Source organism: Prevotella sp. S7 MS 2 (genome assembly GCF_000762865.1).
Taxonomy (GTDB): Bacteria; Bacteroidota; Bacteroidia; order Bacteroidales; family Bacteroidaceae; genus Prevotella.
The window spans coordinates 51,029-71,439 of record NZ_JRPT01000001.1 but is presented as its reverse complement, the minus strand read 5'-3'; the positions used below and the strand labels follow the sequence as shown (position 1 = coordinate 71,439).

The 20,411-nt window shown below is 44.4% G+C and carries 16 protein-coding genes; 4 read left to right on the top strand and 12 right to left on the bottom strand.

Annotated elements, in window-relative coordinates; all coding sequences use genetic code 11:
- Positions 1–287: 287 nt before the first annotated feature.
- The 3 genes from HMPREF0671_RS00300 (at position 288) to glmM (ending at position 3,448) form a co-directional block, all read left to right on the top strand.
- Positions 288–1,325: a bifunctional oligoribonuclease/PAP phosphatase NrnA gene (locus HMPREF0671_RS00300; RefSeq protein ID WP_036895865.1), complete on the top strand. Its 1,038-nt coding sequence runs from the start codon at positions 288–290 to the stop codon at positions 1,323–1,325.
- Between the two features lie 75 nt (positions 1,326–1,400).
- The gene (locus tag HMPREF0671_RS00295; RefSeq protein WP_036895862.1) at positions 1,401–2,036 is read left to right on the top strand and encodes a DUF4827 domain-containing protein; all 636 of its coding nucleotides are present in this window, start codon (positions 1,401–1,403) and stop codon (positions 2,034–2,036) included.
- A 29-nt stretch (positions 2,037–2,065) separates the two neighbouring features.
- Positions 2,066–3,448 (top strand): phosphoglucosamine mutase, encoded by a 1,383-nt coding sequence (gene glmM, locus HMPREF0671_RS00290; RefSeq protein ID WP_036895861.1) that lies wholly within the window; start codon positions 2,066–2,068, stop codon positions 3,446–3,448.
- An 8-nt stretch (positions 3,449–3,456) separates the two neighbouring features.
- Here the strand turns inward: glmM and HMPREF0671_RS00285 are convergent, their stop codons facing one another.
- The 12 genes from HMPREF0671_RS00285 to epsC form a co-directional block, all read right to left on the bottom strand.
- Positions 3,457–3,927, bottom strand: a complete 471-nt coding sequence (locus HMPREF0671_RS00285) for a DUF4112 domain-containing protein (protein WP_036895859.1) — start codon at positions 3,925–3,927, stop codon at positions 3,457–3,459.
- Complete coding sequence (locus HMPREF0671_RS00280; RefSeq protein ID WP_036895856.1) at positions 3,911–4,660, bottom strand: hypothetical protein; 750 nt, start codon at positions 4,658–4,660, stop codon at positions 3,911–3,913. The genes HMPREF0671_RS00285 and HMPREF0671_RS00280 overlap by 17 nt, the downstream gene beginning before the upstream one ends.
- Positions 4,653–5,630 (bottom strand): tRNA epoxyqueuosine(34) reductase QueG, encoded by a 978-nt coding sequence (gene queG, locus HMPREF0671_RS00275; protein WP_036895853.1) that lies wholly within the window; start codon positions 5,628–5,630, stop codon positions 4,653–4,655. Before queG ends, HMPREF0671_RS00280 begins: the two co-directional genes overlap by 8 nt.
- The gene (locus HMPREF0671_RS00270) at positions 5,608–6,219 is read right to left on the bottom strand and encodes a polysaccharide deacetylase family protein (RefSeq protein ID WP_036895850.1); all 612 of its coding nucleotides are present in this window, start codon (positions 6,217–6,219) and stop codon (positions 5,608–5,610) included. The genes queG and HMPREF0671_RS00270 overlap by 23 nt, the downstream gene beginning before the upstream one ends.
- 6 nt (positions 6,220–6,225) lie before the next feature.
- Positions 6,226–9,582: a DUF2723 domain-containing protein gene (locus tag HMPREF0671_RS00265; protein WP_036895848.1), complete on the bottom strand. Its 3,357-nt coding sequence runs from the start codon at positions 9,580–9,582 to the stop codon at positions 6,226–6,228.
- 336 nt (positions 9,583–9,918) lie between these two features.
- A complete protein-coding gene (locus HMPREF0671_RS00260; RefSeq protein ID WP_036895846.1) occupies positions 9,919–10,629 on the bottom strand; it encodes a metal ABC transporter ATP-binding protein in 711 nt (236 codons plus the stop codon).
- 3 nt (positions 10,630–10,632) lie between these two features.
- Positions 10,633–11,865 (bottom strand): metal ABC transporter solute-binding protein, Zn/Mn family, encoded by a 1,233-nt coding sequence (locus HMPREF0671_RS00255; protein ID WP_036895844.1) that lies wholly within the window; start codon positions 11,863–11,865, stop codon positions 10,633–10,635.
- Entirely contained in the window at positions 11,841–12,779 is a 939-nt protein-coding gene (locus tag HMPREF0671_RS00250; RefSeq protein ID WP_036895842.1) for a hypothetical protein, read from the bottom strand. Before HMPREF0671_RS00250 ends, HMPREF0671_RS00255 begins: the two co-directional genes overlap by 25 nt.
- Positions 12,780–12,827: 48 nt before the next feature.
- Entirely contained in the window at positions 12,828–14,096 is a 1,269-nt protein-coding gene (gene purD / locus HMPREF0671_RS00245; protein ID WP_036895839.1) for a phosphoribosylamine--glycine ligase, read from the bottom strand.
- 51 nt (positions 14,097–14,147) lie between these two features.
- A complete protein-coding gene (locus HMPREF0671_RS00240) occupies positions 14,148–16,328 on the bottom strand; it encodes a DPP IV N-terminal domain-containing protein (RefSeq protein ID WP_036895989.1) in 2,181 nt (726 codons plus the stop codon).
- Complete coding sequence (locus tag HMPREF0671_RS00235; RefSeq protein WP_036895837.1) at positions 16,318–17,781, bottom strand: class I SAM-dependent RNA methyltransferase; 1,464 nt, start codon at positions 17,779–17,781, stop codon at positions 16,318–16,320. The genes HMPREF0671_RS00240 and HMPREF0671_RS00235 overlap by 11 nt, the downstream gene beginning before the upstream one ends.
- Positions 17,782–17,798: 17 nt before the next feature.
- Positions 17,799–18,695 (bottom strand): serine O-acetyltransferase EpsC, encoded by an 897-nt coding sequence (gene epsC / locus HMPREF0671_RS00230; protein ID WP_036895836.1) that lies wholly within the window; start codon positions 18,693–18,695, stop codon positions 17,799–17,801.
- Between the two features lie 214 nt (positions 18,696–18,909).
- On the opposite strand from epsC, the gene HMPREF0671_RS00225 reads away from it, so the two are divergent.
- On the top strand, positions 18,910–20,178 hold the full coding sequence (locus HMPREF0671_RS00225; protein WP_036895834.1) for a Gfo/Idh/MocA family protein: 1,269 nt from the start codon (positions 18,910–18,912) through the stop codon (positions 20,176–20,178).
- The last annotated feature ends 233 nt before the right edge of the window (positions 20,179–20,411 follow it).

Genomic DNA, 20,411 nt, shown 5'->3' with positions numbered 1-20,411 from the left:
AAGGTTGCTACTTGATAAGATTACTATTCGAGCATGAGGATGCTTCTTTTGATTTGATGCCAAGGCTTAACAGCGATGCTGCCGAGCCTTGGCATTTTTGTTGAAAAGCCTTGGCAGTGATGCTGCAGGGGCGTTGCAGGGAGTTAAGAGTGATGAGTTAGGAGTGAGAATTTATTGAGTTAGGAGTGAGAAGTGAATAGTTTGGAGTGATAGGAGTATTCTGTTTTAAGAGAATGTGTGGCTCTCCGGCTATGGCATTCTCTTTTTTTTATTACCTTTGCAGCACTATGCAAATGAACATTCTAAACGATATTGAACTTGCACAATTACAGCAGGCTATTGGAGAATCGAATCATATAGTGGTGTGTTGTCATAAAGGACCGGACGGAGATGCCATCGGTTCGTCGCTGGCATGGACCGAGTATCTGCGTCAAGCAGGCAAAGAAGCTACGTTGGTTATACCCGATGCCTTCCCCGATTTCCTGAAATGGCTGCCCGGTGTGGAGCGTATTGTGCGCCATGATCGCCATCCAAAGAGTGTGGAAAAGTTGTTCGGACAGGCCGACTTGGTCTTCTGTCTCGACTTCAATGTGCTGGGTAGGGTGGAAGATATGGAACAAGTGCTCACGGCATCACCTGCCAAGAAGATTATGATAGACCATCATTTGAATCCTGATATGGACACAGTTTTGACGGTATCTCATCCGGAAATGAGCAGTACTTCGGAGATGATATTCCGCATTATATGGCAATTGGGAGCCTTCGATATGATGACCAAGAAGATAGCTGTGCCTATCTATTGTGGCATGATGACCGACACGGGTGGGTTTACGTATAATTCTTCGCGTCCGGAAATTTACTTTATCATTGGTCAACTTTTGACCAAAGGATTTGATAAGGATAAGATTTATCGGCAAGTATTCAACAACTATAGTTCTTGGGCCATTCGTTTCCGAGGCTATTTGATGAGTCAAAAGTTAAATGTCTTTGAAGATTTGCATGCTTCTTATTTTGCCGTTACTAAGCAAGATATGGAAGACTACCATTTCATCAAGGGCGATTTGGAAGGCTTGGTGAACGAACCTTTACGTATCAAGGGGCTGAAACTCTCTATTTCTCTGCGTGAAGACGACCGTCACGAGAACACTGTTTTGGTGAGTACACGCTCGGTCGACGACTTCCCTTGTAACCTTTTGGCTACTGAATTCTTCAATGGTGGCGGCCATATGAATGCTGCAGGTGGAAAACTACATTGCTCTATGGCCGAAGCAGAGCAGATAGCACGTCGCGCCATAGCCCATTATGAGAGTTTTTTAAAAGGTTAAAAGTTTTATAAAACATGTAAGGTCAATCATAAATAGTAATCTTTTTTGTACCTTTGCGCGATAACATACAACACAATGAAGAAATTTACATTCCTCTTTCTCGCCTTGATAGGTGTCATTATCTTTGCTTCTTGTCGCGATCATGAGACGTATGCAGATAAGAAGAAGAAAGAACGTACAGCTATATCTCAGTATCTTGCGAAGGAAAAAGTCAATGTTATTAATGAATCGGAGTTCTTTAAAGATACAACTACCGATGTCAGTAAGAACGAATTTGTGCTACTTGAAAGCTCCGGAATCTATTTGCAGATAGTCAGGAGGGGAGCAGGTAAGCCTATTAAGAAAGGTGAGACTGCTAATGTGTTGTGTCGTTTTACAGAGACAAACTTGATGACCGACTCTGTCATCTTGAGTAATAATGTAGCTTATTATTCGATGATTTCGGATAAAATGACGGTTTGGAATACCAGTGGAACATACACCGGTGTGTTTGATAGTCGCAATAGTGTGATGTTTACTGCTTATAAAAGCACTTCAGTTCCGACTGGTTGGATGTCGGTGTTCCCCTATATTAAGTTGGGACGCCAAACTAAAGAGAATGAAGAAATAGCCAAAGTAAAGATTATTGTTCCTAGTGATCGAGGTACATTGGCGGCTTCTCGTGCGGTCTATCCCAGTCTCTTTGAGTTGACATTCCAACGAGATATCTAATAAAAACAACATAGTTAAAACCTTAATCCATGACATTAATAAAATCTATTTCAGGTATCCGTGGAACGATTGGTGGTTCTACGGGCGACACACTGAATCCACTTGACATCGTCAAGTTCACTTCAGCTTATGCAACTTTCATTCGTCGTAGCAAGCAGTCTAGCAGCAATACGATTGTGGTTGGGCGCGATGCACGTATCTCTGGTGAGATGGTTAAGAACGTAGTATGCGGTACTTTGATGGGTATTGGCTACGATGTGCTTGACATTGGATTGGCAACGACTCCAACAACCGAACTCGCTGTCCGTATGAGTGGTGCTGCTGGTGGCCTTATTTTGACTGCCAGTCATAACCCACGTCATTGGAATGCATTGAAATTGTTGAATCATGAAGGTGAATTCTTGACCAAAGACGATGGTAATGAAGTGTTAGCTTTGGCTGAGAAAGAAGACTTTGAGTATGCTGATGTAGACCACTTAGGTAAGTATACAGCCGATTCTACATTTGATAAGCGACATATAGAGTCGGTGCTGGCATTGAAATTGGTTGATGTAGAAGCCATTAAGAATGCTCATTTCAAGGTAGCTGTCGACACAGTTAACAGTGTTGGTGGTGTTATCCTGCCTCATTTGTTTGAAGCATTAGGCGTGGAATACACTTTATTGAATGGTGAACCAAATGGCGATTTTGCTCATAATCCGGAACCATTGGAGAAGAATTTGGGGGATATCATGACCGAAGTAGCCAAGGGCGGATACGATTTGGGTGTTGTGGTTGACCCCGATGTAGACCGTTTGGTGTTCATTTGTGAGGATGGAAAGATGTATGGCGAGGAATATACACTTGTTTCTGTGGCTGATTATGTGCTCGAGCATACACCCGGTAACACCGTAAGTAATTTGAGTTCTACGCGTGCTTTGCGTGATGTTACGGAGAAATATGGTTGTCAGTATGCTGCCGCTGCTGTTGGAGAGGTAAATGTTACAACCAAGATGAAGGCTGTGAACGCTGTTATTGGTGGCGAAGGCAACGGTGGAGTTATCTATCCTGAAAGCCATTATGGTCGTGATGCACTTGTAGGTATTGCCCTCTTCTTGTCTTTATTGGCTCATAAGGGCTGCAAGGTGAGCGAACTTCGTGCTAGCTATCCTAACTATTTCATCGCTAAGAATCGCATTGATTTGACTCCATCTACCGATGTTGATGCTATCTTGGAGAAGGTGAAGGAGATGTTTAAAGACGAACAAGTGACCGATATTGATGGTGTCAAGATTGATTTCCCCGATAAGTGGGTTCACTTACGTAAGAGTAATACCGAGCCAATTATCCGTGTTTACAGTGAAGCTGCAACAATGGAAGAGGCCGATGCCATTGGTAAGAAACTGATGCAGGTGGTTTATGATATGCAATAAAAATGGAATTACCAAATGAGGTAAATATGTTTGGCGAGCCAAATGAGGCTCCATATCATACCAATAATCATCAAGATTAATACAACGAGGGTTAGAACAGAAAGGGCAGCCTTTCTGTTCACTTCGTTTATAACGGTTTTATCATCGTTGATAAAGCCATCTAGAAGTTGCATATTCTTGCTGTTGGCGCGATGAAAGAAGTCTATTACGTCGCCAACATAGAAAGGAATCAAGCCCAATAGCACATCGCGCAGCGTGTTGTTGAGTATTGCAAGCGTGAGTGGAATGGACCGTATCTTGAACAAACTGAAGTAGATATGGACGAGAGAAAATAGGGCTGCGACCGTATCTCCGATTCCGCCGGGTACGAAACCAATCACCGCGTCTAGATAATATTGGTCTAGATACTGCGTTATTTGTTTCATACGGGCATACAATGCCGTCTTTTTGAGGTTCTCTTTTCTAATTTGATTGGTCATTGGTAGAGACGATTCCTTCTTCTTTGATAAGCTCTTGATAGGTTTCATCAAGGGTGTTCAACATCACGTTCATGTTGGTTTCGCTACCACAAGCAGTGAGGAATAGCTCGTTTAAATCGGCTTCTCCGGGTTTAAGTTGGCTGTCATTGATGAGTAAATGGATGTTGATAATCAGCAAACGGAGGATAGTTGGCTGATGGAGTGAGGCTTTCTTGGTTTTTGAAAGTTTGATGCCTGTAGTGTAGGATTTAAGGATTGTGCGCACCATCAAGTTGATAGCAAGTGGCTCGTTGGCTACAGACAGTTGGTTGCCATGCGTATATTGCTTCAGGTATTCGGCTACATCATAGAACTTTCCACGCAGTAAGTAGTCGAAATTTTGCTTGTATTCAGTGACCATAGCATCGTACAACTTCTGTGTTTTACATGCAAAACGCAGGTAATCTTGCATTGTTGGCTTTTTCGTTTCAAACTCTTTGGTGAGTCGTTGTTGTGCATCTGCTACGTCACGGTAGTTCAATCGGATGAACATGGTGAACATTATCATGAAGAAAGCGTCTGCAATCTGGTCGTAATGTTCCAGCATTGCTTGCTTGATGTTACGCGGGTTGTATTTCTTGTCGGTGTCGTCGGTAGGGTAGAGACTATCCATGATGCCCATGGTAAAGGCTTCGAAGAATGCCCTTATCAATGCGGTTGTGGCCTGATAACTGTTTACGTGTTTGCTATTCATCGTCTTGTTGTTTGGTATCCAAAGTTAATTCATTTCCTTCATAATCGCAAGTAGCGGCCTTGATATTTCTCATGAGTCCGGCATATTTGGCTCTCTTGACAGCACTCCCTTTGAAAAGTTTGCGGTAATCTTCCTCGCTTAGATTTATCCAATCGCCCCGTTTCATACGCAAAAGTTCTTCTTTGGGCTGCAATTCGGGTGTATCGTTGGGATGAGCGAAGCGATTCCATGGGCATACTTGTTGACAACGGTCGCATCCATAGATGGTTTCTCCCATCTTACATGCATATTTCTGTGGTATATCATTGCGATTTTCAATGGTCTGATAACTCAGACAAGCAAGTGCATTGAGTTCCTTTCCTTCTTGTAGAGCGCCTGTCGGACAGTTGTCTATACACCGATGGCAGTTTCCACATCGGTTCTTTGCTGGTTCATCGTATTCCAACTCAATGTCTAAAAACAACTCTCCAAGGAAGAACATGCTGCCTGCATGGGGAATAATCAATTGATGATTCTTGCCTATCCAGCCCAATCCTGCTTGCGCAGCCCAGTATCGTTCGAGCACAGGAGCGCTGTCGCAAAACACACGATAGTTTTCTACTCCTATCTTATCTGCCAACTCTCTGAGCTTATTTTTCACGATATCGTGGTAGTCTTGCCCCAATGCGTAAGCGGCAAAACGAAGTTCTCCGTCCCCAAAATCATGTGCCGGAGCATAGTTTAATGCCACACATACGATGCTCTTGAGTCCATCCATGAGCAGTCGAGGGTCGAGTCGCCTGTCGGTATAGTTATTCATATAAGCCATACCGGCATAATATTCTGCATCCAACCAGCGTCTGACGTGACATGCTGTAGCCTCGTCTACTCTGTCGGCTTGCGCAATGCCACAAGCAAAGAAGCCGAGGTTTTTAGCCTCGGCTTTTATTATTTCGCTTAATTCTTGCTTATTCGAAGATTTTAAACTCATATCCTTGCTCTTGCAACCATTCCAAAGCTCTCGGCAAAGCATACTTTAATTTATCGATACTTTTAAGAGAATCGTGGAAAGTAATGATGGAACCGTTACGCGCATAACGCTTTACGTTGTTCAAAACATCCTCGCCTGACAGCCATTTAGAGTAGTCGCGAGTGACTAAGTCCCACATGATAATCTTGTAACCACGCTTCAACCACCAGTATTCACTGGGTCTTAACCAACCGTGGGGAGGCCTGAATAGATGGGCATGTATCAATTCATTGGCCTTATGCGTGTTGATAGCGTAAGTGAATGTCCAATGTTTGAAAGCTCCGATGTGATTGAATGTGTGGTTTCCAACCTGATGTCCGTCCTCTAATATTTGGTTGTAGAGATCGTGATGGCGCAACACATTCTCGCCAACCATGAAGAAAGTGGCTTTCGCATTGTACTTCTTCAGGGTCTCAAGAATGAAAGGTGTTGATTCGGGAATGGGTCCATCGTCGAACGTCAGATACACTGAATGATCGTTAGGATCCATTCTCCAAATAGCACCGGGATATAACCAGCGCAGCCATTTAGCAGGTTGTTCAATTAGCATGCGCCTTTAATCCCTGTTTGGTAAGATTCCACCTTTTGCCCGATAACGTGCAAATACGGTGTTAAACATATTGTTCCACTTGCCAGCCAGCTTCTTATCAACCATAGGAGCGTCGTCTGCAATTTGTCGCATAATAGTCATCTCGCGGAGGCATTCGCTCATTGATTGTGCAAATCGATCGGCATTGAGGCTCAAGTACCACTCCATGAGTTGCTTAGAATGCTTCCATACGTCATTCATAATGGTCATGGATTGCTGCTTTTTGCCCAAAAGAGCATATGCACGAGCCAAATCCAAAGCCCCTATGGCATACAGATAAGACCCGTTATATGATGCACTGTAGGGTACATTATAGCTTGGAATCTCTTTGTCAACCTTCTCTAATACCTTTAAAGCCTTCTGCTTTTGTCCTTCGGCAATGAGTCGATTGGCCAGTTCGGCATATAGATTTCGATGTGTATAACACATGCGTATGACCGTTTCATCGAGATAAAGTCCGGGCTTGGAGAGGCCTCCGAACTTGTAACGATTCATCAAGTTGTTGTACACTTTCTCCGTATCGTAGCGCTTAGCACCGGGTTTATTGGTGGTGAAAGGAGTAATACGATTGGCCAATCCTTCTTGTACGAAGTTGTCACCAAGGTTCATATAGTTGTCTTCACCTACTGTCAGAGCCACGTAAATAGGACGTTTCCAGTCGCATTGTGCTATCATTTCGAGCATCATCAGGTCGCCCTTGTAGAGCGCATCCTTGTTAGCTAGAGAGATAACCATGCGATCAGGGATGGTATCACTGGCCATTAACATACCGCTTTTACGCACAGCGTCTTTATCAACCGTTACATATACGGTGTCGGTAGGGATGAAATGCATATCAGCATCCTTTGAGCGTACCCAGTATTTCAGAATGTTCTTTAATTCAAACGGGTTGTCGCCAAATTGCTTCTTGGCTGCTTCTGGATTGGTTTTATAGAACTCCAAAATCTGTTTTTTGGCTTCGGGCTGAATCGATACATACTCATTGGTACCTGAACAGTAGTCGAGTCGAGGCCATGTGATAGGCACAGAAGGGGAGTCGTAAGCCGGACGCCTCATCTGATCGATATACCAATCGGTCTGTAGATAGCTGAGATTGCAGACGCGTGCATCTGTGCGAACACCCTCAACATCCTGATTATACCATAGCGGGAAGGTGTCGTTATCTCCATTGGTAAAGATAATGGGGTTGCCTTTATCTTGCAATGTCATCAGATAATTCTGTCCGAAGTCGCGGCAAGTGTATCTTCCACTGCGGTCATGGTCGTCCCATGTCTGGCTTGCCATTTGTATTGGAACGAGCAATGCTAGCAATGATACGACGGCAGCTACGACAGTTCCACTTACATGCAGGTACTTCTTGATGAGGTCATAGATTGCTGCGACACCGATACCACACCAAATTGCAAATGCATAGAACGAACCGGCGTAGGCGTAATCGCGCTCACGTGGCTGCATAGGTGTTTGGTTCAGATAGATAACGATAGCTAAACCAGTCATGAAGAACAAGAAGAATACCACCCAGAACTGGCGTATTCCACGTTGTCCACGCCATGCTTGCCAGAACAATCCGAGCAATCCGAGCAACAAAGGCAGGCAATAGAACACATTGTGTCCCTTGTTATTCTTTAAGTCATCGGGCAGTTTGCTCTGGTCGCCCAGTCGTGCATTGTCCACGAAAGGAATACCGGTAATCCAGTTACCATGCTCCAATTCTCCGTTACCTTGTATATCATTCTGTCTTCCGGCAAAGTTCCACATAAAGTAACGCCAATACATGAAGTTGCATTGGTAGGAGAGGAAGAAGCGGATATTCTCCAGTTGTGAAGGCATTTTCACCGTCATGGCTTCCCCACAACGATCATATGCCACGTCGTAACCGTCTACACCGCCCATCCAGTCTTCGTAGGCTTGGGCGTGGGGAGCATCATACATGCGTGGGAACAACATGTTCTGTGCATATTGGTACTTGTTTTTATGGCTTACGATGAAGTAAGAATCCTTCTCGTTTTTGTTGGCTTTTTCCTTGCGACTATAGATAGGTGCACCCTGTTTGGTAACAGGTCGGCACATATTGCCGTCTGTTTTCAATGCCACCTGCGATGTGTAGGCCTGTCCATAAACCAATGGGCGGTCGCCATACTGGTCGCGACTCAGGTAATTTCCGAGCGTGAAGATGTCTTCAGGAGAGTTCTGATCCATCGGTGGATTGGCCGATGAGCGGATGACAACAAGCGCGTAGCTGGAGTAACCAATCATCAGCATGAGCATACAGAGTAAGGTTGTATTCTTTATACGAGCCGAGACGTAGCTCACCTTTGCTTTTCCCTCTGTCTTTTTGAGGTTGAGGGCAAACCACAATACTGCCAATACGATGATACCAACTGCGGCTGCGCCCACACCATTACCAAAGAAAGGAATACCCAACATGGCAACAGAAAGCACGAAAGCCAGATTTTGTCGTTTCTCACTTTGATCGGTATAGCTCTCGTAAATAGCCCAAATGACGGTAGCTACCAAGAGAATGATGTAGACAATCTCACCTGTATTGAATGGGCATCCGAGTACGTTGACGAACAACAATTCAAACCATCCACCCACGGTAATGATTCCCGGAACGACACCATAAAGAACGGCTGCCACAATGACAAACGCTCCTAAGAGTGCGAACAGTGAACCTTTAAGTTCGATATTGGGGAACTTGCGGTAGCAGTAAACCAGTACAATAGCCGGAATACACAGCAAATTGAGCAGGTGTACACCAATGCTTAAGCCGGTCATATAGGCTATGAGCACGAGCCAACGGTCACTATGAGGTTCGTCGGCGTGGTCTTCCCACTTCAATATGAGCCAGAATACAATGGCTGTGAAGGCCGATGAATAGGCATAAACCTCACCCTCTACGGCTGAGAACCAGAATGTATCGCTGAATGTATAAATCAATGCACCGACCAAACCTGCACCTTCAATGATGATCAATTTGGCTGTTGTGAGCTCGTCCCAGTCCTTCATGATGAGCTTACGGGTTAAGTGTGTGACGGTCCAAAAGAGGAACATGATGGTCGTAGCACTCAATAATGCGCTCATTGTATTCACCATTCGAGCTACTTGTGAAGGCTCGTTGACAAACTGACTAAACAAGTTTGCGGTGAGCATGAAGAATGGTGCTCCGGGTGGGTGTCCGATTTCGAGTTTAAATGCAGTAGTGATAAACTCTGGACAGTCCCAGAAACTGGCTGTCGGTTCAATTGTTGAACAATATACGAATGCCGCAATAAAGAATGCAACCCATCCAAGTATATTGTCCACTAATTTGTACTGTCTCATAAATTTGTTTGTGAATAATGATTGCAAAGATAGATTAAATCAAGCATATTGCAAAATATTGCTTGCGTTTTTAAACATTATTGTATGGCTATTTAGGCTCTCTTATGGCGTAACTCATTAACTAATGAACTTATAAACTCACAAACTTATTTTGTTGCAGAGTCTAGGCAGTATTGCTGCAGGGGCTTGTCAAAAATGCTGAAGAGGCTAGGCAGGAAAGTTGCCGAGGCTTTGCAGTCATTTCGTTGACAAGTTAACGAGTAGACAAGTTGACGAGGTCTGGAGTTAAGAGTGGGGATTTAGGAGTGAGGAATGGTGAGTTTTTATAGACCACTTCTATGGTCTGATAGATAGAAAATGCTGTTCTATTTTGGTTATGGGTATGTCGGTGTGTTCATGATAATGCAGTGTGCGATTGACACAAGCTACGTGTTTCACGTTCTCAATGATTTCGGCGATGTCGTGACTTACCACAATGACAGCGCAATCGTCATTGATGCGGTGCAGCATCTCGTACATCTGTTTTTGGAAACGTTTGTCGATGTAGGTATTGGGTTCGTCTAATACCACGACTTCGGGATTGGAAACAATGGCTCTCGCCAATAATACACGTTGTAATTGGCCACCGCTGAGCTGTCCAATGTGTCGTTTTTCGAGTCCTTCGAGCTCCAGCCTTTCAATGGCGTGACGTACCTGTTGGTGTTGTTCTTTGGTGTAGGGATGTAGAAAACGTTTCTGTCTGCTGAGTCCGGAGAGTACCACTTCGTATACGGAAATAGGAAATTTGCGGTCTATTTTGTTATATTGTGGCAGATAACCCATGGAAAGTTCATTTACAACTTTGCCTTCGCGTCGGTAGATAATTTCTCCTGTTTGTGGCTTCATCAGGCCGAGTATGACGCGCATGAGCGTAGTTTTGCCACCCCCGTTAGGCCCTATGATGCCTAGATAGTCGTGGTCGTAGACTTTCAACGACACGTCTTCCAATGCCATGACAGCTCCGTAGGTGGCTGAGATATGGTTGAGTTCGATGATTGGTTGTGCCATGTCTTACTTCAAAAGTTTTGCAATATGAACCATCTCTTGATCCCAATGGTAGCCTAGTGGATTGATGATAGATTGCTTTGCAGCTACTCCAGCTGCAACAACGTTCAAATTTCGATTGGCTATCTCTTTTTGTACGAAGATGACTTTTACCTGTTTTTGCTTGGCTAATCGAATGACTTGTTGCAGTTGTGCAGCACTTGGCTCGTGTCCCTCTTCCTCAACAGGTATTTGAGTAAGCCCATAGTCGCGGGCAAAATAGGTGAGAATGGGATGATAGATGAGAAAAGCGTTGGCCTTTTCCTGAGTGATATGCTCTCTCACCTCGTTGTCTACCATGCTGATATGGTCTAGTAGATTTTCCAAATTCTGCTTGAAATAGAGGCTGTCTCGCGAATCTATCTCTTTTAACTTGTTGAAAATGTTGATGGCAATGATGCGGGCATTGGTTGCACTCATCCATGTATGGGGGTCGTCGAAGCCATTAAGGGTCTTCACAGGGGCTATACCGTCTGATGTATCTACCATGATGGTGTGCGGAGCGTTGGCTATGAGTTTCTTCATCCATGTGCGCTCAAATCCGATATTGCCTATTTTTAAAAACAAATCGCTCTTCGAGAGCTCCATCATTTGCTTAGGCGTGGGCTCGTAGGTTTCGGGATTGCCACCTTTGGGTACCATGGTGATGACTTTGAACTTATCGCCTGCTATCTGTTCTGTGAAATAACGAAGGGGCTCTATGGACACCATGATGGTGCGTTGATTGTCTACTTTGCCACCCGTACACGAAGTCAGTGAGGCCACTGACAGGATAAGGATGACGTATCTTAGAAACTTTCCCATACTCATACTAATAGTTGAAATAAAAAAATTGGCTCTCATGAGCCCTAATGCAATGGTGATGGCACTTCCAAGGAAAGGTATGAAACCGAAGAATCCCATCCAAGCGCCTCGTCCACCCATGAATTTCGTGGCACGATTAAGGTTTTCTGGACTTACATGTAGATATTTCTCTATCCAGTCGAGACGCCCTAAGCGCCCTACACTGTAGTTGAAGAGTCCGCCCATCACGTTGCCGATGGTAGCAGAAAATACTAAAGGCCAAGGTTTCAAACCGGCAGCCAACAGTCCTAGCATAACGGCTTCGCTGCTGAATGGTAAGAAACTACCGGCCAAAAAGGCAGCCAACAGCATGCCCCAATTGCCCCAATTGATTAGAAACTCAGTGATGGAACCCATAGATTGATGGCTGTTAGAGTGAGTGCTATGACCAACATCATACAGAAAGCAATGTTGGTTATCCGCGTACGAGTGAGTGCTAAGAAGTGCCCAATGAGTGGTGCTGTGGTGATAATGCTGATGCGTAGTAGCTCAGAATAGTGTTGAGGCTGTAGAAAAATGAAAATAAACGCGGCTGCATCTATCACGACAAAGACTTCATAAAACATGCGGGTTCTAATCTTATCGTTGTAGCTATGACGGAAAAAGTGGATAGTTCCGGTCATGGCAAGAATGATTAAGAAACCGCAAGTGAGTAGTTGGTTGAATGGAAGTTGCTGGATTTGTCCTATAGGTTGGAATAGGGCTAGTTGCTGGAAATGCAAAATCAATTCCGTAGGGTTATCCATCCATACATCATAACCAGCTAGGAACCAATAGGGGACTGACAGTCCGAGCAGACTGGCACATAGGGTTTTCACGCTTCCGGCAAGGATGTTGGTGTAGAGTATCACCCAAAGAATGGGTACAAAATAGAGTATTTGAACAAAGAAGATACTGGCAATGCCCCACATCGCAAAGGCATAGAACACCCAGCCGGTGGCTCTATTATCTTGGTATCCTCTAAAGAAAAACAGGAAGAAAGCGATGATGCATAACTGTAAAAGGCTTCCTTCTAAGGATGGAAGCAAGAAAGCTGCCATCGTACATAGCACGAGGAAGGAGCAGGAAACCATACGACTATAAATACGGATAAGTGCATATGCATTGTTAAGTTGTACCATCATGAATGAGGCTAATGCCAAACAAGCCGTTTGAATCCACAATTGATGCTCCATCAATGCATAGGCACACACTCCCAAAGCATAGATGCTGGTCAATGGGAGCGCGTATCTACTGGTTGCAATTTTTCTCTGTAAACTCTTGTTTACCAATCTGCTATACCTTCCTTGTTATGTTTTTAGTGAATAATAGTTATTGAATTACAAGTCTTGACCGATGTCAGTTCTAAAGTATTTATCCTTGAATATAATCTTTTGAGCACCTCGGAAACTCTTTTGGAGAGCTTCTTCTTTGTCCTTTCCATAGCTGCTAACGGCAATAACACGGCCACCATTGGTGACAACCTCGCCTTCTTTAAGAGCTGTGCCGGCATGGAAGACGATGGAATCTTCTACATCTTTGATGCCTGAAATGGGATAACCTTTGACATATTGCTGTGGATAACCACCGCTAACAAGCATGACACAGACGGCCGAACGGTCATCGAATTCAATCGAACGTTGGTCTAGATTGTCCTCGGCAACGCCCTCGAACAGTTCGACAATATCGCTCTTGAGCCGCAGCATGACGCTTTCGGTCTCTGGATCACCCATACGACAGTTGTATTCTATAACCATTGGCTCGCCATCAACATTAATTAAGCCAAAGAAGATAAATCCTTTGTAGTCGATACCTTCGGTAGCCAATCCCTCAACAGTGGGGCGGATGATGCGATCTTCGACTTTTTGCATCCACTCTTTAGTGGCAAATGGAACCGGCGAAACGCTTCCCATACCACCGGTATTCAACCCCGTGTCGTGCTCACCAATGCGTTTGTAGTCTTTGGCTTCGGGCAAAATCTTGTAATTTTTACCATCCGTCAGTACGAATACAGAACATTCGATACCACTGAGAAATTCCTCTATAACCACGGAAGCACTGGCATCGCCGAACATTCCACCCAACATGTCGCGGAGTTCTTGCTTGGCTTCATCGAGTGTAGGGAGTATCAAGACGCCTTTTCCGGCACATAATCCATCGGCTTTGAGCACGTATGGTGCTTTCAATGTCTCAAGAAACTTCACTCCTTCTTCAATATTTGTACCGTTGAAAGTGCGATATTGAGCCGTAGGTATGTTGTGTCGCATCATGAAACCCTTTGCAAAATCCTTGCTACCTTCAAGTACCGCTCCTGCTTTAGAGGGACCGATAACTGGGATATGAGCCGTTCTTACATCCTGTTTCAGGTTGTCGTAGATTCCTTTTACCAATGGATCTTCCGGTCCAACGACTATCATGTGGATATTATTCTGCAAAGCGAAGTCTTTGATAGCGTCGAAATCGTCGGCTTTGAGATTCACATTGGTGCCGCAGTTGGCCGTTCCGGCATTGCCCGGAGCTATATATAATTGGTCTACTTTGTTGCTTTGTGCAATCTTCCAAGCCAAGGCGTGCTCACGACCTCCGCTTCCTAGTAATAATATATTCATCGTTGTTGTTGGATTTAAAGGGTTATGTAGATTCTTACACCAATATGCTTGTTATTTATTTACGGGCAGATAGTCAAAGAAGTATTGGCTGATACGCTTGTGTAAGTGGGTACTTTGATGCCCACGCATGTTGTGTGGCTCGCCCGGATACATGAAGAAATCAGGCTGAGTACCATCTAATATGCACTGATGGATAAATGCTTTGGCATGTTGTGGCACCACTACGGGGTCGTTCTCGCCAATGATTATCTGCAATTTTCCTTTGAGATTCTTGGCTTGTTTGATTAAGCTCGTCTTGCCATATCCCTCCGGATTGTTCTGTGGAGTGTCCATATAGCGTTCGCCATACATCACTTCGTACCACTTCCAATCGATAACCGGACCACCGGCAACGCCCACTTTGAACACGTCGGGATAGTTGGTCATGAGCGAGGTGGTCATAAATCCGCCGAAACTCCAGCCATGTACGCCTATCTTATCGGCATCCACATAGGGCAATGTCTTCAAGTATGCGATGCCTTGCATTTGGTCTTTCATCTCTTCTTGGCCAAGTTGGCGGAATGTAGCCTGCTCGAAAGCCTTGCCACGATTCTCACTTCCGCGGTTATCAAGAATGAAAAGAAGGTATCCACTCTGCGCCATGAAAGTCTCCCAACCACGACTTGCATAGTGCCAACGGGCATCTACGTTGTGTGCATGAGGCCCTCCGTAAACGTAAATGATAGTCGGATATTTTTTCGTTGGGTCGAAATTGGTAGGTTTCACCATACGATAATAAAGGTCGGTGGTACCATCTGCGGCTTTCAAAGAGCCGCAACTGTATTCCGGAACATCGTAATCTTTCCATGGATTGACCGCAGTGAAGTAGCGGATGTGCTTTCCATTCTCCGTATTCATGATGTCGATGTTGCGTGGAACAGTCGGTTCGGAATAGTTATCAAGAATGTATTGTCCGCTAGTGCTGATTTTTGCGGTGTGCCAACCGGCACCATTGTCCATCAAAGCACGCTTTCCTGTCTCAATATCTACAAGCCATGTGTTCTTTTGAATGGACTTACACTCATTGCTAGAGATGATAATCGCGCGGCGTTTGGTATTGAATCCGAGCACATCCATGACCACCCAATTGCCTTGGGTAATTTGTTTGAGTTGCGTACCATCGCTACTGAACAAGTATAGGTGGTTGTAACCGTCTTTTTGGCTCTGCATGATGAACTTAGAATGATCCCATGGTAAAAAGACGATAGGGTGTTGAGGCTCTACATACTTGCTATCTGTCTCGCGATAAAGTTCGGCAATCTTATCACCTGTAGTGGCGTTGTAGCTCACCAATCGACAATCGTTTTGGTCTCTATTGAGCTCAAACATGTAGATAATCTTGGAATCTGGACTCCATGAAATGTTCGTGAAATAGCGGTCGGTAGGGTCACCTGCTTTCAAATAAACAGTATGGCCGCTCTGCAAATCGTATACTCCGACGGTCACTTTGTGCGATGTCTCGCCAGCCATAGGATATTTTAGCGGAGCAGGGGTAGCCATGCGCGATTGCCCATCTTGGGGCTTCCAGTCATTTTCGGGGATGTCAACGAGGGGAAACGAAGCCACCATGCTCTGATCCATACGATAGAATGCCAACTTATTACCATCGTTGCTCCAGTATGTTCCCTTTGATATGCCGAATTCATCGCGGTGTACACTCTGTCCATAAACGATGTCATTACTGCCATCGGTGGTTAGTTGTACGGTGCGATTTCCTTGTTTTACGTAGAGCTGAGAGTCTTTCACATAAGCTACGGCCTTACTGATGGCATTCCAATCTGCATGCTCTTGTCCAGTCAAAGACTGTGACCAAACAACCGATTTCTTCCGAAAATCATAGAGAAGACGGCTTTTCATGTTGGTCAATAGAACTACCGTCTTACCGCTATAGGGGAACTCTGCATAGTATAAACTATGTACTTTGCCCAAGCTATCGGCCACATGCTTGTTCACATCTGATAGATTAAAGAGTATCTTCTCTTTACCATTCTTCGCATCAATAGTCTTGCATGCGTCGGCATCAAGTCGCACCAATTGGTCTCCCCACCATGTTGTGTAACGGTTTTGGGGCACCATATTATAATAATTGTTACCTCCGAAGTTGAGATCTTCAAGGGTAAAGTGCTTTAATTGCGCCTGACTCATGGTCGTGGTTGCTATGAATAGAATGGTAAGTAAACTCTTAATCTTCATCATTATCAAATCTTTTACGTCTTTTATCAAATCCTGTGCGACGGTCACCTTTACCGAATCCACCTTTAAAATCTTTCTTTCCGAACGAGCCTTTGCGGTCGTTGGTGAAGCGTTTACGTGGACGTGAGTCGTCATCATCAGCCCGGCGAGGTTCCCGACGTTCCAATGAATGGAATTTAAAGGAGCGAATATCGGCTGCTTCATTCTCTTCTTCTTCGTCCAATCGTTTCTTGAATTCGCGGTTTTTCTTAAAGCGATGCTTCTCTGCCATTTCTGCTTTTTCTTTCTCAGTCTTCACGATACCGCCCTCAGAACGGAATTCTTTCATTCTACCATCGAACATAGCATACTTGCGGAACTCGCATTCCAGACTTCCATTGTATACAGGTATCTTGATAGAAGGCTTGAGGCCAATTTGGTCGAAACACTCTTCACGATAGCTTAATACCCATGCTTCGTTGCCTGTAAACTGATGCTTGAGTCGTTCACCAATCATTTTATAAGTGCCTAATAGATTAGGTGTGGAGATACGCTCGCCGTATGGAGGATTCATCACCATGATAGCAGGGTTCTCTGGCTTTGTGAAATTCTTGAAATCTTGCTGTTCTATCGTTACGTCTTTGGTAAGTCCAGCAGCTCTAACATTCAGTCTTGCTGTGTTTACGGCCTTCATATCAATGTCGTAACCATAAATATGGTGTGTGAACTCGCGCTCTTGTGAGTCGTCATTATATATCTCATCGAACATTTCTTGGTCGAAGTCGGGCCATTTCTCGAACGCATATTCTTTGCGGAATACACCCGGACTGATGTTTCTAGCAATTAAAGCGGCCTCCACAACGATGGTACCTGAACCGCACATTGGGTCTATAAAGTCGGTATCGCCTTTCCATCCAGTCATCAATATCATACCCGCTGCAAGTACTTCGTTAAGCGGTGCCTCTACCGACTCTTGTCGATAACCGCGGCGATGAAGACTTTCTCCACTGGAATCGAGCGACAGTGTGGCTTTATCTTCGGCTACATGAATATTCAATCTGATGTCCGGATTGCTTACACTGATATTGGGTCGCTTGCCAGTTTTCTCACGAAACTGGTCTACAATGGCATCTTTCACCTTGTAAGTCACGAAACGTGAGTTTCTAAACTCTTCTGAATAAACCACCGAATCAACCGAGAAAGTCTTACCTTCTTCTATATATTTGCTCCAGTCTATCTTCTTTACTTCCTCGTACATATCGTCAGCCGACTTCGCTTTGAAGTGTGCGATAGGTTTCAATATACGAATAGCTGTGTGCAATTGGAAGTTCGCACGATACATCATTCGCTTGTCGCCGGTAAACGAAACCATGCGTCTACCAATCTGTACATTGTTTGCTCCCAGTTGGGTTAGCTCTTGTGCCAAGACTGTTTCCAATCCCATAAAGGTCTTGGCAATGAGTTCAAATTCCATTGTTTAATTTGCTATGTTTAATTTTTCTTATATTTCTTCGTCTGCGGTTCCATGTCCTCGGTCACCCATACGTTTGCTCCGATGATGCAACTGTCGCCGATTGTGATGCGACCTAATACGGTAGCGTTGGCATAAACTATTACGTTGTCTTCCAAGATGGGGTGGCGTGGGATGCCTTTGATGGGGTTTCCGTTCTCGTCGAGTGGGAAACTCTTGGCTCCTAACGTCACACCTTGATAGAGTTTTACGTTATTTCCGATGATACAGGTAGCACCGATAACCACACCCGTACCGTGGTCTATGGTGAAATATTGGCCTATAGTGGCCTCCGGATGGATGTCGATACCGGTCTCGGAGTGTGCCATCTCTGTCATCATACGAGGAATCAAAGGCACGTTTAATTTATATAGTTCGTGAGCCACACGATAGTTTGTCAGCGCTTTTATCACCGGATAGCATGATATAATCTCTGCATAACTGTCAGCGGCAGGGTCTCCGTTGAAAGCAGCTATGACGTCTGTGCTCAGTGTTTGTCTGATTTCTGGTAACTTAGCTATGAGCTTCATGGCCAAGTCTTCGGCCGATTGGCGAAGTGAATCCATCACATGTTCATCCTCCTGTTTATCACAATCGGAGAAACATAAGCCCGCCAGAATTTGGACGGACAAAAGTTTATAAAGGCGTTCGACGTTTACACCGATATGAAATTTGATGGTATTGGTATTTACGGAAGATTTTCCGTAATAGCCGGGAAATAGAATTGCACGTGACAAATCGATGATTTCCTCAAGCACCTTGCCTGAGGGAATAGGGTCGCCGTCGCGATGTTGGTGGAACAAACCTTTCAATGAGCGTGGTTCAGATAGCTCTTCTACTGTCTGTGCCAACACACGAGTAAGATGTTCATGACTCATTCCGATGTTGATGTATCAATAATTTGGGAACAAAGATAATCATTTTTTGTCTGCATAAGTGTATGAATGTGCTATTTTTTGTATGTGTGAATTATGATTTTTAGCAACTTTTAGACAATGTAATCCTTTGTCCCACCATCACATATTTGTCAGAACTGTCTGTCAGATTCTTATTTTTCTATATCTTTGCAGCATATAATCAACATTTGAAAAGATGAAGATGAATTCCCAACCCCTTTCAACTATCATACCAAATCGAAAGAGAGGACAACAGGATGTATTGCAGTTGGCTACGGAACCTTTAGATAGAATACGCATTGGTTTTGTAGGATTAGGGTATCGTGGACAGTCGGCTGTCAAACGATGGTCGCATATTGATGGAGTGGAAATCGTAGCATTATGCGATGCTAATATCGATTTTGTCAATCAATGTGCTGTTGTCATTGGGAAGGAAAACATGAATTTATTTTCTGGGCAAGATGGTTATGCCCGGCTATGTGCATTGTCTAGTCTCGATATTGTATATATATGTACCGATTGGCAGAGCCATACCGAGATAGCACTATGTGCTATGGAGCATGGCAAGCATGTGGCCATAGAGGTGCCGGCAGCTTTGTCGCTGACCGATATATGGCAGTTGATAGACAAGGCGGAGCAGACTCGACGGCATTGTATGATGTTGGAGAATTCTGTATACGATTATTTTGAAACTGCTATTCGGCAGTTATATCATCGTGGAATATTCGGTAATGTTGTGCATGTGGAGGGTGGTTACACTCATTTTATGACCGACCAATGGACGTCTTGGCGCATAGAATACAACCGAACACATTGTGGTGATGTGTACCCCACGCATGGATTGGGACCACTCTGCCAGTTGCTTGATATTCATCGCACTGATCGCTTCGATTATTTGGTGGCTATGCAGAGCGATGCTTATACCGGTGGATCAGTGTATCAGCGCCTGATGGATAAACCATGTGAGGAGTTCTCGAATGGCGACGAAACCACTATGCTTATTCGAACATTGTGTGGAAAAACTATTACGCTCAGTCATAATGTGATGAATCCACGCCCTTATAGTCGTGGATATAAAGTTGTCGGCACACAAGGATATGCTTCAAAATATCCTCATCCACAAGTAGTGTTGGCAGAGGGTAGCCTCCAACAGTTGCAATTACCATTGGAGTTTGCTAATCAGGTGTTGAGTAACGATGTGATGGAACCACTGCTTCAAGTGCATTATCCTACTTATTTCGGCGAGCAACAAGCCTTGGCTCACAAGCTAGACCCACGTGGTGGTATGTCGTTTTATATGGATTATCGGTTGGCTTATTGTCTACATCGTGGCTTGCCGCTCGATATGGATGTGTATGATATGGCCGAATGGTGTTGTGTGAGTGAATTGTCGGCTCTCTCCATATCCCATGGGGCGATGCCAGTAAGCGTTCCAGATTTCACAAGAGGGGCTGCACAAGTGTAGTCTTGTTTTTATTTGAAGAAGTGGTGTAAGTCGAATAGCATTACAATCCAATAACTGTTATTTCTTTAGGATAGATAAGTTGGATTTCTGCAGGGGCTTGGCAATATTGCTGCCAAGCCCCTGCAGAAATGCTGAAAGCCCCTTGCAACATTGCTGTTTGTGCTCGGCAGTAAAATGGGTGATTGCCATGAAGATTGCATATGAGTTTATCCTATTTTCTTATATCGGCTTGC